Raw genomic sequence first — 14,398 nt, 5'->3', positions numbered from 1 at the left:
ATCGCCCTTACTTTTAGAGAAAAACCTTTACTAGAGCAATTTTCGGCATTGCAGTAAATAAGTAGTCATCTGGCCTTTGCCTTTAACTTCGATAAGGCCGCGGTTTTCAAAGAAATACTTTTCTCGCAATTGCTGATAAGTTGTTTCTGTTACCTGAATACTCCCTGGCTTGCCGTGAGATTCCATGCGGGAAGCGGTGTTAACGGTGTCTCCCCACAAATCGTAAATAAATTTTTTAATACCGATGACTCCGGCGACAACCGGGCCAGTGTTGATGCCGATTCTAATGCTGAAATCTTGATTGTGGATATTGCTGAAGTCAGTAATTGCCTGCTGCATATCGATGGCCATTTCTGCGATCGCTTCTGCGTGATCCGGGCGAGCAATTGGCAGCCCTCCAACTACCATGTAAGCGTCGCCAATCGTCTTAATTTTTTCCAAACCGTGTCTTTCTGCTAGGTTGTCAAATGTCGAAAAGATATCATTCAGCAAAGCAACTAATTCCGTTGGAGTAACTCGCGAACTGAGTTGAGTAAAGCCTACTATGTCCGCAAATAAGACAGTAACATCAGCAAAAGTGTCTGCGATCGTACTGTCTCCCCGCTTCAACCGATTTGCTATTTCTTCAGGCAAAATATTCAACAGCAAGCGTTCCGATTGTTCCTGTTGAACTCGCAGTGCACTTAAAGTATCATTCAGAGCATTAGTTCGTTCTTTCACTCTAAATTCCAACTCTTCATTCAGCTTGTAAAGCGCCATTTCAGCTCGCCTGCGGTCTGTGATATCCGTACCGATTGCCAGCATTCCCACAAAATTTCCTGCCGAGTCAAACAGCGGTTTATTTGCCCACGATACCCAAACCCGATCGCCGCTGCGCCGGATACTTTCATTTTCATTTCGCGTGTATTGTTCTGGGTTTTGCAAAATATCTCTCAACTTTGCTGCCAAGTCATTTCCTGTTGTATCTCTCTGGGGAATAATTGTTCCCACGGCGTTTTTGCCAATTATCTCTTTTTCATCGTAACCAAAAAAAATCTGTGCAAATTCGTTAAAAAAAGTAATATTTCCTTCCGTATCTAGTTTTAAAATAATGCTGTTAGCATTTTCCACTAATTCCCGATACTTAATTTCGCTTTGTCGCAGCGAATCCTCTGCTGAGGCGCGTTCGGCTACAGTGGCGGCCAACAGCAGCGATGTAACTACAATTACGCTCATAAAAGCCTGCAAAAATAAGATTGCCTGATTGATATTTTCCGCTTTGGCAATAAAGGGGCCACCTCCCTGAGAACCGCCCCAAATGGCGATACAGGATACAATGAAAGATGCTAAAACAGCCCCGATCTGACCGAATTGAATGGTTGCCCAAATTACCAAGGGAAATGGCAAGTATTCGAGGGGATACCCGGAGAGATTACTTTCACTTTTTGAGTTGTAGACGAGCCAACTGACTGTTACTAATAACAGCAGGCATATTCCGGCACTGATTCGATTTACAATTGTTTGACTGCCTGTATTTTGTGGATGGCGTGTGGCTTGTTTTTGGTATATAATCAGCAGCAGGGGAGTAAAAATTACAACTCCCAATGTATCTCCAAGATACCAATTCCAGCGAATTGGCCAATATTCGCTCCACTCAATTAAACCAGTTACACCGAGGCGCAGCGTGCCGAGAGTGGAGTTAATTTGAGTGGCAACTACAGCACCGCAAAAGACTAAATTGACTACATCGATTAGCCGCTCAAGTGAGGGGCGAAAGTTGAGCTTTTGCAGCAAAGTAAAAGCGCATAAAGCTTGTAAACAAGCACAAAAAGCACTAATTATTGCAAGTGTTAAAGACACATTAAGGTTAATAGTTTCGTAAAAAAATACGCCTAAAGCTATTCCCGGCCAAACTCGCCGACCAAATAATAAAAGTGCAGCTTGTGCAATTCCTGCGGGCGGCCAGACGCAGGTAGCTAATTTATTTACGCCGGGGATTGAAACTGCTATTTTTGCTCCTAAAGCGTAAGCAAAGGCAATGGCAGCTATTTTTGCTAAGTATTGCCAATTTATAGATTGAGCAAATCGCAGAAACAGATTTTTGTTTTGGTTCATACTGAGCTTTATATTTTTAACTGGCTATGCCCACAGCCAAGACGATTAGGATCTAATTAATTGCATAAATATGAGCTGAACATTGTTTATTCCTTTTTCCCTCTGTTTTTCCTCTTCCTTCTTCCCTCTTCCTTCTTCCTTCTTCCTTCTTTTACAATTTAATGCCTGTGAGAAAATAAGTGTTCATTTCACCTTTGCCTTTGACTTCGATCGCGCCACGACTTTCAAATACATACTTGTACTGCAATATATCATAAGTTGCAGAGGTGACTTGAATGCTTCCCGGTAAGCCGTGGGATTCCATGCGGGAAGCGGTGTTAACGGTGTCTCCCCACAAATCGTAAATAAATTTTTTGATGCCGATGACTCCGGCGACAACCGGGCCGCTGTTGATGCCGATTCTGATGCTGACATCTTGATTTTGGGTGTGGCTGAAATCAATAATTGCCTGCTGCATATCCAGGGCCATTTGGGCGATCGCCTCTGCATGATCGCTGCGGGGCAGGGGCAGCCCTCCAACTACCATGTAAGCGTCACCAATGGTCTTAATTTTTTCCAATCCGTGCTTTTGGGCTAGGCGATCGAAGGTGGAAAAAATGTCGTTAAGCAAGGAAACTAATTCCGGCGGAGAAATTTGGGAACTAATTTGGGTAAAACCGACTATATCGGCAAACAATACTGTTACTTCGGCAAAAGTATCGGCGATGATGCTTTGGTCTTGTTTGAGTCTTTCGGCGATCGCTTGTGGCAACACGTTGAGCAGGAGGCGATCGGATTTTTCTTGTTCTAAGCGCAAAGCTGCCTCAGCTTCTTTGCGAGTTGTGATATCTTCAACAGTACCTTCGTAATAAAGCAAATTTCCATGTATGTCGCAGACAGTATAAGCATTTTCGGCAATCCAAATTATACTGCCATCTTGACGGTAAACTTGAGATTCCAAATCCGATACTTTGCCGTTACTTCGCATTAATTCTATGACTTCTGCCCGCTGTTCTGGGTCTACATATAGCTGGCGGTTGATATCAGTTAAATTTGCCATCAACTCCTCGCAGGAACTGTAACCATAAATGCGAATCAAAGCAGGATTGACGCTGAGATATTCCCCATCGGGAGTAGTTTGAAAGATGCCGACGATCGCATTTTCAAAAATGCTGCGGTATTTGGCCTCAGCTTGTCGCAGCGCTTTTTCAGCGCGCTGGCGTTCCCGCGCTTCCACTGCGAAAGTTACAGAATCTGTTAGAGAAACAGCAAAACTTTGTTCTTCAATAGTCCAATTGCGGGGCATTCCTACGTGTTCCAAACAGAGAATTCCTGCTATTTCTCCGCCTATTTGAATCGGGGTATCTAGCATGGAAGTGATGCCCAAGGGAATTAGGTAAAATTCCTCAAATTCTCTAGTTCTAAAATCTTTTTGCGCGTCAAAGGCAGCAATTGCGCGTTCTTCTCGCAGTGCTTGAAAATAGACAGGATAGTCTGCTTCTGCTAATTCCATACCCTTTGAGTGCTGCTTGGCGGTGCGATCGAACAAATCCAAGCACTCCATCTTAGATTTAGGGCGATCGTACAACCAGACACTCGATCGCGCAACTTCCAGAGTACGGCTAGCAGTTTCAGTTATTTCTTGAAGCGCTTTGGTTAAGTCCCCTTGATTCAGCGCTTTATTTTTGGCTAAATCAATTAATGCCGATTTCTGTTTCTGTAGCTGAAGTTCGCTTTGTTTCAGGGCATTTGTGCGCTCTGCAACTCGGATTTCCAGCTTTTCATTCAGCTTTTGCAAGGCTATTTCAGCGTTTCGGCGATCGGTGATATCTGTGCCGATGCAGAGGATGCCCTGGAGTTCCCCCGCTGCATCAAACAGCGGTTTATTTGCCCAAGATACCCAAATGCGAGATCCGTCACGCCGGATATTTTCATTTTCATAGTTAGTAAAGCGATCGGGATTTTGTAAAATTTCATTATAAACCAACTCTAAGTTATTCCCTTCGAGGTCGGTTTGGGGAATAATTGTTCCCACTGCATTTTTTCCAAGGATTTCTTCCTGATTGTAACCAAACAATATTTCGGCAAACTCATTAAAAAAAATAATTGTGCCTTTTGGCTCCAATTTGACAATAATGCTGTTAGCATTTTCCACCAAATCTCGATATTTAATTTCGCTTTCTCGCAGAGAATTTTCGGCTGCTGCGCGTTCGGCTACCGTCGCTGCCAATAACAGCGAAGTAATCGTAACTACAGCCATAAAAGCTTGTAAAAATAAAATAGCCTGACTAATATTTTCTGCTTTGGCTATAAACGGGCCACCTCCATTAGAACTGCCTAAAATTGCGATACTTGAGACAACTAACGATGCCAGAACAGCGGCCCGCTGACCGAATTGGAGCGCCGCCCAAATTATCAAAGGAAACGGCAAATATTCAAGGGGATAGCGAGAAAGAGAAGCGTCATTTTTTGACTCAAATACAAACCAGCTCACCCCAATTAATAATATCAACCATACTCCCCGCCAAATTAAATAATTTTTCGGAAGATGTGTTTTTATTTTTAAGCGATCTGCAGTTACTTGAGGACGAAAAATAATGAGGATTAAGGGAGTCAAAATCAAAACTCCCATTGCGTCACCCAACCACCAATTCCACCGAAGCGACCAATATTCTGACAAATCTACTTTGCCAGCCAAATATATGGAAAGCGCGCCGATAGTACAACTGATTTGAGTAGAAATTAGACCGCCAAACAAGATTAAATTAACTACATCTTTCAATCGTTCTAGAGAGGGACGAAACCCCAGCCAGCGCAGCACAGTTGCTGCAAAAACAGCTTGCAGAATAGCGCCAATGTTTCCTCCCAGCCAAAGTGCAAAGATCTGTTCAGTTGGGTTAACAAAATTGAGTATAAATATACCCAAAACAATCGCAGGCCAGACTTTTCTACCAAATAATAAAAGTCCGGCTTGTGCAATTCCTGCGGGCGGCCACACCGAGGAAGCAAAGGGATTGACACCTTGAATTGCAAATGCTAGTCTCGCCCCCACGGCGTAAGCGATCGCAACGACAGTTACTTGGGCTAAGTAGCGCCAAATTCGGGATTGAGGGAATCGAAGAAACTGACTTAGATTCAGATTCATATCGCACCTTACTACTCGTTAATTTAGGGTGCAGGCTGTGCACTTTGCTAGCTGCACATTCAGGATGCAGATCAAACCCACACACTTATGGTTTGATTGTTTTTTGAGATAAAATTTAAACGCATAACAACTGATATTTTGGGCTAATGCAAGGTGCGCGCCGCGCACCTTACTGTTATAACAACTTATTTGATGGCGGCATCAATCCAGTTTTTCAAAGTAGCATTAACTTCCTCAATGAGAATTTCATGGGATTTGTGAGTTGCTCTTTCCACAATTTCAACTTTACCTGATTTCAGCGAACGACCTGTAACAATGCGATAGGGAATGCCGATTAAATCGGCATCTTTGAATTTAACCCCGGCTCGTTCGTCTCGGTCATCTAGTAGGGTTTCAATGCCAGATTGATTGAGTTCTGCGTAGAGTTTTTCAGCGACTTCTACTTGTTGGGCGTCGGAAATATTGGGGATGCTAATGATGGCGTGATACGGCGCGATCGCCACTGGCCAGATGATCCCGTCTTTGTCGTAGGATTGTTCTACGGCAGATTGAGCCAGCCGCGACACGCCGACACCGTAGCAGCCCATCACAAAGGGCATTTCTTCCCCTTGTTCGCTGGTGTAGGTGGCGCCCATTGCTTGCGAGTATTTTGTGCCTAATTGGAAGATGTGGCCGACTTCGATACCTCTGGCGCTTTGCAAGGTTTGTTCGGGATTGTGCACCGCCCGATCGCCCTTTTTGGCCGTTCTGACACCCACAACCGTTGCAGGTAGCGGAAATTCTTTGTTCCAATTAGCCCCGACAACGTGGTATCCTGACTCGTTAGAACCAGTGACAAAGTTGGTTAGATCGACAGCAGTGCGATCGACCAAACGCAAAAACTTAGAATTTACCTCCTTGCTTCCAGCGATATAATCATCAGCAAGATCCGGAGCCATATAACCCAGAGGCAAAGATTTAGTCGCCCATTTCCCCTGAGCTTCCGCATCAGGAACCGTCAAAAATAAAACAGTTTTAGCTTGATAATTTGGTGCTAACTTCGTCAATTCATTCAGCAACTTTACCTGATTCACATCTTGGTCGCCGCGAATACTTACCAATACCAAAACTGTAATACCGCTGTCATAAACAGCCTCATAAAGCACATTTTTGACAACTTGCGTCGGAGAGCATTTCAAAAACTTGCCCAGTTTATCAATTGTGTCAGTTCCCGGCGTTTCCCGCTTTTCAAAAGTTGCGAATGGCGACGGTTCCGCATCAGCAGGAATCGATACAGCCTTCTCCACATTAGCAGCATACTGACCATCTTCAGTATAAAGAACTTCATCCTCACCCGCTTCTGCCAGCACCATAAACTCTTGAGAGCCAGAGCCACCAATTGCACCAGAATCGGCATCTACTGCTCGGAATTCCAAGCCCGATCGGCGCAGCATATTGCTGTATGCTCGATCCATATCCTGATAAGTTTTTTTCAAACTTTCTTCGCTAGTATGAAAAGAATAGCCATCTTTCATAATAAACTCGCGACCGCGCATCAACCCAAAACGCGGGCGAATTTCATCGCGAAACTTAGTTTGAATTTGATAGAGATGCAAAGGCAACTGCCGATAGGAACGAACCATATCCTTAGCAATTGTAGTAATTACCTCTTCGTGAGTTGGCCCCAATCCCAACTCAGTATCGCGGCGGTCTGTGAGAGAAAACATGATACCTTCAGCTTTAGTGTAGGTATCCCAGCGACCGGATTCCCGCCACAAATCTGCAGGTTGCAGTTGCGGGAGAAGGCATTCTTGAGCGCCGGTAGCATCCATTTCTTCCCGCACAATTTGGGAGACTTTTTTGAGAACTCGCCACATCAAAGGCAGATAAGCGTAAATGCCGCTACCGATGCGCCGGATGTATCCCGCACGGAGTAATAGTTTGTGGCTGGGAATTTCTGCTTCTGCAGGGTCTTCCCGCAGGGTGACAAAAAGCATTTGAGAGAGTCGCATAGCTGATTTCCTTAAAAGACCGGATGATTGTAATCTCAGATTAACTTCTGATATTATCAGAACTAAGCCAGATTTGATTAAATCTATGAACAAAATTTGAAAAAATTATCAAAAAGGTATGACAGCATTTGATAATTGTCACTCTCCTACTCTGCAATCTCAGTGGATTGCCTTAAAAGATGAAAACAGTTGACAGTTGACAGTTGACAGTTGACAGTTGACAGTTGACAGTTAAGAGTTGATGGCGAGATTTTTAAACACTTGATAGCTGACAATTCTCATGACTAGATTTATTCACGACCAATTCGCAAAACAGTATCTCAAAGAACTATTAACCCCTCTGGGCAAAGTCGAAACCAGCCTCGACATTGCTGGAGAAGTGAGGCAGATTGACGTTTTTTTTGCCCCCAAAGCCGAACCAGAAGTCGAAGCAACAGCCCTCGGCATTTTGGGTCAAATTGCAGCAAAACCCGCTGTATTGGAACCATTCCGCAGTCCTGTTCAAACTGGAGAAATTCGCAGTTGTTTGGGCAAACTATTTGATGTCCACGCCGAATATGAACGAGTCGCAGCCAGAGATAATAGCAAGATTGCAGAGGCAGACTTGCCCCAACTCTGGATACTCTCGCCGACGGTTTCCGACGTTATGTTAGCTGGATTTGGAGCGATTCCCGAACCCGAAAATTGGGTAAATGGAGTTTATTTTCTGAGTCCGTCTCTGAAAGCAGCAATTATTGCCATTCACCAACTGCCCCGCACTCCCGAAACGCTGTGGCTGAGGATTTTGGGGAAGGGAAACGTGCAAAAGCAAGCTATTGCCGAATTGAGAGAATTACCCTCTGATAATTTCTTTCGGTTGAGCGCGTTAGAATTGTTGTACAACTTGCGAACGATTTTAGAAATCCGCCAAGACATAGATCGAGAAGATCGGGAGTTAATTATGGAACTGTCACCCCTCTATTTGCAACGGCTTGAAGATGCAACTCAACGAGGTATCCAGCAAGGTATCCAAGAAGGTATACAGCAAGGTATCCAAGAAGGTATCCAAGAAGGTATACAGCAAGGTATCCAAGAAGGTATCCAGCGCAGTCAACGCTTGATAGTTGAGAGTATGCTACAAGTGAAATTTGGCGAGATTGATGAAGAATTAGCCCAGATAATTGAGCCTTTGATTAAACTAGAAAGCCTCGATCGCGCGCGACTGATTAGGCAGCTCAAACGCCCGGAATTACTAGCTCGTTTTCAGCATAAAAATCAAACGGAATCCTAAAAAGACAGCGCACTTTACGATATGTAGGGTGCGCTAAATATCACTTGAATATTTATGATCTATCGAGAAAATCGGGAGTTAATTATGGAACTGTCACCGCTCTATTTACAACGGCTTGAAGAAGCAACTCAGCGAGGTATCGAGCAAGGTATTCAGCGAGGTATCGAGCAATATTTTCAGCAAGGTATCCAGCAAGGTATCGAGCGAGGTTTTCAGCAAGGTTTTCAGCAAGGTTTTCAGCAAGGTTTTCAGCAAGGTAAACGCGAGATTATTGAGAGTATATTAGAAGTAAGATTTGGCGAAATCGATGAAGAATTAGCCCAAATAATTGAGCCTTTGATTCAACTAGAACCTCTTGAAAGCACGCGACTGAGTATGCAGCTCGATCGCCCGGAATTACTAGCTCGTTTTCAGCCTAAAAATCAAACGGAATCCTAAAAAGACAGCGCACTCTACGATATGTAGGGTGCGCCACATCGCACTTTATTAAGTAACCACGCCCTATTAATTACATAAAAAGTCTTGATGGCCCCTGTGATAATTACTAGCCATCGCCCCCGCCTCAAACCTGCATTTTTTGGGCGAACTCTACGGCTACTCCTCCCAAATCAACTCATTTCTGACTTTAGAGGGATTTATTTTTCCGCTTCCAGAGCCATAATCAGCAGTAAGGATGACATAACTAAAGAACTGATTTACTATTCATCCTTATTTTACGAATTAGGGCTTCCTTAAGATAAAGCCTGACGAAAAAAACCACCATCAAAAAAGTGTCCATTCCCCTAGTTAAATGTTAGGGGATAATTTCAATATGCCTGATTCGGCATCAAAATTTAGGAGGTAATTTATGTTTGAAAGCGAGTTATTAATGTCGCTGTACAGTCCCAAATTCAATATTGCCCAAATGCCGGTGCAAAGAGATGTCCCATTCCAGCACCCGGATGTCGCAGGGCTGATGTTTCTAAGTCCTCAGTTTTTCGTGGCATTAATCGCCGGGGTCATTATGGCTTTCGGCTTCCAATTCCTGTTAACAAATTTCTCGATTGCCGCCAAAATATCTAATTGGGACGACGCTTTACCCGATGATGATGACGATTCCGAAAGTTTTGGTACTAAAGTTCGGAAGACTGAAGGTCTAGTCGGCGGTTGGATTTTAGTCACAGTTAACATAGCTTTATTTGTAGCTTGTTTTCTGGCCGTCAAATTAACTTCAATTTCCTCGGTAGATGGAGCGGCAATTATTGGTGTTGTCATTTGGGCTGCGTACTTTTTAACCTTAGTATGGCTGGGTTCTAGCGCCGTCGGCTCGATGATTGGTTCCTTGATAAAAACTGCTTTTTCGGGCATTCAAGGCGTTATGGGTACTGCCGGTTCAGCGATCGGCGGCAAGATGGCAGGCGACCAAATGGTCAATACTGTGGAAGCATCTGTGGCTGCTGTCCGCCGCGAATTGAGCTCGGCTGTAGACCCGGAGAGCATTCGCGAAACACTGCAAGATTATGTGGGTTCTTTGCAGTTGCCGAAGTTGGATGTCAAGGAAATTCGCGGTCAATTTGAAAAGTTGCTGGGGGATGCCGATATCAAATCTCTGGCGGGAACCGATGTTTTAAAAAATGTTAACCGCCAGACTTTTGTGGATTTGATTAGCAGCCGCAGTGATTTTTCTCAAGAAGAAATAAATCAAGTTGCCGACCAACTCGAAGGCGTTTGGAAGCAAACATTTGGCAAGCAGCAAGAAAAGAAAGACCCGAATTTAGAGTTAGTTGATTTTCTCAAGTTTGCGGCTCCCGATTTGCTGAAGTCTGACGAACTCAACGCCAAATTGTCTCAAATCCTGGAAAATCGGGACAACAAATCGGAGTCCAGCGGGGGCATTAACCGGGCGATACAGTTGGGCGTGGAAGCTCTGGTGGGCACTGTTTTGTCGCGTACTGATTTGTCGGATTTGGATGTTGAAAAAATTTCTGGTCAGTTGCAGCAACTAACTGCAAAAGGAAAGGAAAAAGCTAAGTCTTTGAGCGAGAAGGTGGGCGATAAATTGCCTGCACTGCCTTTCAATACAGCTAAGGCTGATGTGGAAAATTACTTACTGAATACTCAACCTTGGCATCTCAACCGAGAAACTATCAAGCAGGAATTTAGGGATGTTATTTACGATCCCGAAGCTTCTCCGGGGGCAGTTTTGCGCCAGTTAGAGATGTTTAATCCTGAGTATTTTGTAGGGATTTTGGGCCGCCGCGAGGGGTTTAGTCAGGAACAGGCGACGGAAATTGCCGAACAGCTTGAAGGTGTCCGTCAAGAAGTTTTGGGCATTGTTCGAGATGCTGCTGGTGAGGAACAGTCTCAAGATTTACGCAGCCGGATTGAGAATTATTTGCGATCGACTGGTAAGGAAGAATTGAATCCTGAAGGTATCGAGAAGGACTTCCAAGCGCTTTTGGACGATCGCGATGCTGGTTTTGAGGCGTTGCGCGATCGCCTGTCGCAATTTGACCGCGATACTTTGGTACAATTGCTCGGTCAGCGGGAGGATTTCAGCCCGGAAGAAGCAGATCAGTTAATTGGGCGGCTGGAAAGTTCGCGCGATCGCGTGATTTCTCAAGCTCAAGAATTGCAAGAGCAAGCGCAATCGAAAGCGCAAGAATTGCGCCAAAAGGTAGAAGAGTATCTCCGCAATACTAACAAGGAAGAGCTCAATCCTGAAGCGATCGAGCGCGAGTTTCAAACGCTGTTAAGCGACCCGGAAGCCGGATTGAAAGCGCTGAGAGAACGCTTGTCTCAATTCGACCGCGATACGCTGGTGCAACTGCTGTCGCAGCGCCAAGACCTCAACGAAGAACAGATAAATGGGGCGATCGACAAAATCGAATCCGTGCGCGACAACATTGTCCACGCACCGCAGATCGTGGCGGATAAAGCTAAGGAACAGTACGAGGAAGTTACTGGCAAAATTGGTGAGTACCTACGGAATACCAACCTGGAAGAACTCGATCCTGAAGGTCTGAATCGGGATTTGACCAAATTGTTTGAAAATCCGAAAGAAGGCGCTTTGGCGCTGCGGGAAAGGCTGTCTCAGGTCGATCGCGAAACCTTGGTCAAGTTGCTTTCGCAGCGGGAAGATTTGAACGAAGAACAAATCAATCGGACGATCGATCGCGTGCAAGATTCGATTCGCAGCATCGTGAAATCGCCCCGTCGTTTGGCATCTCGCGCTCAAAAAACTGTCAAGGATTTCCAAGGAAGTTTGGAAAATTACTTGCAGAATACCAACAAGGAAGAGCTCAATCCTGACGGTATCAAGCGCGATTTGCAGTTGCTGTTTAGCGAGCCGGGAACGGGGATGCAAAGTTTGGGCGATCGGCTCAAGCACTTCGATCGCGGTACGCTGGTAGCCTTGCTGTCGCAGCGGGAAGACATCTCCGAAGAGGAAGCCAACCAAATTGCCGATCGGATCGAATCTGTCCGCAACGAGTTTGTCGAACAACTTCAAATGGTGCAAGACAAGTTCCAGTCGGCAATTGACGGTATTTTCGCCAAAATTCGGGATTACCTCAATTCGCTCGATCGACCAGAACTCAACTACGAAAGCATCAAGCGAGACTTCCGCAAAGTGTTTGACGACCCGCAGGCCGGATTTGACGCGATTAAAGAGCGTTTAGGCGAATTCGATCGCGGTACTTTAGTCGCAGTAATTAGCTCTCGCTCCGATATTTCAGAAGGCCAAGCTAACAAAATTATCGACCAAATTGAAGGAGCCAGGGACAGCGTGCTGTCGCGCTCGGAACGCCTGCAAGAGCAAGCCAAAAAACGCATTAAAGATATCAAGAAAAAGACCAAGCAGCAAGCAGAAGATGCGCGCGAAGCTGCAGCAACTGCTGCTTGGTGGCTGTTCGGTACGGCTCTAACTTCTGTGGTTGTTTCGGCTCTGGCTGGAGCAATAGCAGTCGGCGGTATTTCGGGTTTGTTTAGCTAGAATTTCAACAAGTTTCAATTAAAATTCTCCTGATTCTAGGCTGGCTGTTCGCCAGCCTATTTTTTTGGGAATAATAGCGTATTCGCTCCAACGGCAAAAAATGTTCGAGCGATCGCACTTACGTACTCAAAAATGAACAAAAACTGAATTGCGATCGATCGAACTTGACGCTCTTAATCGTAATTGACCTGAGACACACCGCATCATCCTTTAGTTGTAAACTTCCTACCACCTTCGGAGCCGCCACCACTAATTACTGTCGGGTTCATCTCTACCTTCAGCAAGATTCTAGCCTCCCTATTTATTTGCTAATTTTTATTCAGTAGCAAAACAAGTTTTTGCCATAAACAAACAGAGCAATACATATTATTTTGGAGACTGACATGACATTTTCTACTACCAGCGCCTACGACCAAGGAAAAGCAGATATGCAGAGCTTGAATGTAGACGATCAATTAGGTTTGCTGTGGTTTGTTTACACCGAAATGGGCAAGTCAATCACGCCAGCGGCTCCGGGTGCTGCCGGTTCCGAAATTGCTGAGGGTTTGTTCGAGCAAGTCAAGCCGCTGCCCAAGGAAGAACAACTGCAAGTAATGCGCGACATTGCCTCAAAAGCCAATACTGAAATCAGCCGGATGTACGGCTCGATGAGCCCTGAAACCAAGCTGGCTTTTTGGTACTTCCTGGCAGTAGGAATGGACGAAGGAACTATTATTCCCGTACCTTCCGACTATAAACTTCCCGAAGCTGGAAATGCTTTATTAGCAAAGATTAAGGGCATGGATTTTCAGCAGCAAATTGATTTCCTGCGCGGTACAGTTTTAGAAATGGGTGCTGAAGCCGCTCCGGGGGCTGGCATTTAATATCAAATCCTCTCTTCATCGGAATAGTAAATTCACTGTTGACTGTTGACTGTTGACTGTTGACTGTTGACTGTTGACTGTTGACTGTTGACTGTTGACTGTTGACTGTTGAATGTTGACTGTTAACAGTTAACATCATGTATGAGTACAACTGGAATTGATTTAATTTCAGTACAATCAGCACGAGCAATCAGAAACCAGTTTTCTTGCAAACATACTGCATCAACGCTTTTAATGGTGCAAAAGGTTGGTTTAATATTGACCTGCAATTCCTGCGTAAAGCGGGAATTGCAGGTCAATAGCAATTTCCAGCTAATAACTGAATTCAGCAGCTATGTTTCCCACAACTTCCGGCGCACCTGCCATTAAACGCATATCTTCGCAGGCAACTGTAAGCAAGGGCTGACCTAAGTTTAAACTGGCAAAATGACTTTCTTCAGTTACTTCTAATTTACCTTTAATCAAACCGAGTCGAGACTGAAATTCTCCTTTGAATAGTAGCAAATTTCTGTGATAGGTGCTGAAAACATTTCCGCTAAAAGATACAGGTAGCGCTAAACTTTGTTGACTGTAATTGAGACTGCACAGTTGACGGTTTGCTTGGCTAACTGTAACTCGGTAGCCTAGCGGTGTTGCTTTTACCGAATCGTTGCCTTCCCAACTAAATTGAGCTAATTCTTTAGGAAGTCCCCAAATTTCGCGCCCGCCGGCTACTGAGTTAGGGTTGTCTACGTAGATGTGGGAAATCCAAGCGCCCCATTTTCCTGCATAATTGGCGATCGCGCTTACGACAATTAACTCATTGTACTCCATCACGGAACCCAATCCGTAGGAGGATATATAAACTCCACCTAGGGTTTTTCCGGGCAATACAGAGACTATTTCTAACTCAGATGGAACCAAGGGACGCACCCGTGCCACATCTATTAATTGTAAAGTCTGAACAGCATAACCTTGCAAATTCCAAGGTGCAGGTGGATATACCATTTTCAGGGATTTTATGTGGGATATTTTATACTTATTTTAGCTCAACTTCTAAAACAGCAACTGGTTTTGGTATTTATTTATAAAGTTTTTGGAAAA

General features: G+C 44.7%; 7 protein-coding genes and 1 pseudogene. 4 read left to right on the top strand and 4 right to left on the bottom strand.

Going from position 1 to position 14,398, the window contains the following annotated elements:
• Positions 1-30 precede the first annotated feature (30 nt).
• The 3 genes from QUA58_RS06295 to proS form a co-directional block, all read right to left on the bottom strand.
• Positions 31-2,094 (bottom strand): adenylate/guanylate cyclase domain-containing protein, encoded by a 2,064-nt coding sequence (locus QUA58_RS06295; RefSeq protein ID WP_333393357.1) that lies wholly within the window; start codon positions 2,092-2,094, stop codon positions 31-33.
• Positions 2,095-2,245: 151 nt separating this feature from the next.
• Positions 2,246-5,218, bottom strand: a complete 2,973-nt coding sequence (locus QUA58_RS06290; protein WP_333393356.1) for an adenylate/guanylate cyclase domain-containing protein — start codon at positions 5,216-5,218, stop codon at positions 2,246-2,248.
• A 185-nt stretch (positions 5,219-5,403) separates the two neighbouring features.
• Complete coding sequence (gene proS, locus QUA58_RS06285; RefSeq protein WP_333393355.1) at positions 5,404-7,209, bottom strand: proline--tRNA ligase; 1,806 nt, start codon at positions 7,207-7,209, stop codon at positions 5,404-5,406.
• Positions 7,210-7,489: 280 nt separating this feature from the next.
• Here proS and QUA58_RS06280 point away from each other — a divergent pair, with 280 nt between their 5' ends.
• The 4 genes and pseudogenes from QUA58_RS06280 to QUA58_RS06265 all read left to right on the top strand — a co-directional run bounded on the left by QUA58_RS06280 (position 7,490) and on the right by QUA58_RS06265 (position 13,315).
• On the top strand, positions 7,490-8,479 hold the full coding sequence (locus QUA58_RS06280) for a hypothetical protein (protein WP_333393354.1): 990 nt from the start codon (positions 7,490-7,492) through the stop codon (positions 8,477-8,479).
• 57 nt (positions 8,480-8,536) lie between these two features.
• Positions 8,537-8,917: pseudogene (locus QUA58_RS06275) on the top strand (hypothetical protein); the annotation flags it as partial.
• 409 nt (positions 8,918-9,326) lie between these two features.
• Entirely contained in the window at positions 9,327-12,452 is a 3,126-nt protein-coding gene (locus QUA58_RS06270) for an MFS transporter (protein ID WP_333393352.1), read from the top strand.
• Positions 12,453-12,835: 383 nt separating this feature from the next.
• On the top strand, positions 12,836-13,315 hold the full coding sequence (locus QUA58_RS06265; protein ID WP_333393351.1) for an orange carotenoid protein N-terminal domain-containing protein: 480 nt from the start codon (positions 12,836-12,838) through the stop codon (positions 13,313-13,315).
• Positions 13,316-13,627: 312 nt separating this feature from the next.
• Here QUA58_RS06265 and QUA58_RS06260 read toward each other — a convergent pair whose 3' ends face one another.
• Positions 13,628-14,302: an acetoacetate decarboxylase family protein gene (locus QUA58_RS06260; RefSeq protein WP_333393350.1), complete on the bottom strand. Its 675-nt coding sequence runs from the start codon at positions 14,300-14,302 to the stop codon at positions 13,628-13,630.
• Between the last annotated feature and the right edge of the window lie 96 nt (positions 14,303-14,398).

It is taken from the genome of Microcoleus sp. N9_A1, from assembly GCF_036701795.1.
Classification (GTDB): Bacteria; Cyanobacteriota; Cyanobacteriia; order Cyanobacteriales; family Microcoleaceae; genus Microcoleus.
This window is presented reverse-complemented; position numbering and strand designations above follow the sequence as displayed.

Bases quoted from the DNA above. Each gene is read 5' to 3' on its own strand.
- QUA58_RS06280 (WP_333393354.1), top strand. From the start codon at position 7,490: ATGACTAGATTTATTCACGACCAATTCGCAAAACAGTATCTCAAAGAA.
- QUA58_RS06265 (WP_333393351.1), top strand. From the start codon at position 12,836: ATGACATTTTCTACTACCAGCGCCTACGACCAAGGAAAAGCAGATATG.
- proS (WP_333393355.1), bottom strand. From the start codon at position 7,209: ATGCGACTCTCTCAAATGCTTTTTGTCACCCTGCGGGAAGACCCTGCA.
- QUA58_RS06295 (WP_333393357.1), bottom strand. From the start codon at position 2,094: ATGAACCAAAACAAAAATCTGTTTCTGCGATTTGCTCAATCTATAAAT.
- QUA58_RS06260 (WP_333393350.1), bottom strand. From the start codon at position 14,302: ATGGTATATCCACCTGCACCTTGGAATTTGCAAGGTTATGCTGTTCAG.
- QUA58_RS06290 (WP_333393356.1), bottom strand. From the start codon at position 5,218: ATGAATCTGAATCTAAGTCAGTTTCTTCGATTCCCTCAATCCCGAATT.
- QUA58_RS06270 (WP_333393352.1), top strand. From the start codon at position 9,327: ATGTTTGAAAGCGAGTTATTAATGTCGCTGTACAGTCCCAAATTCAAT.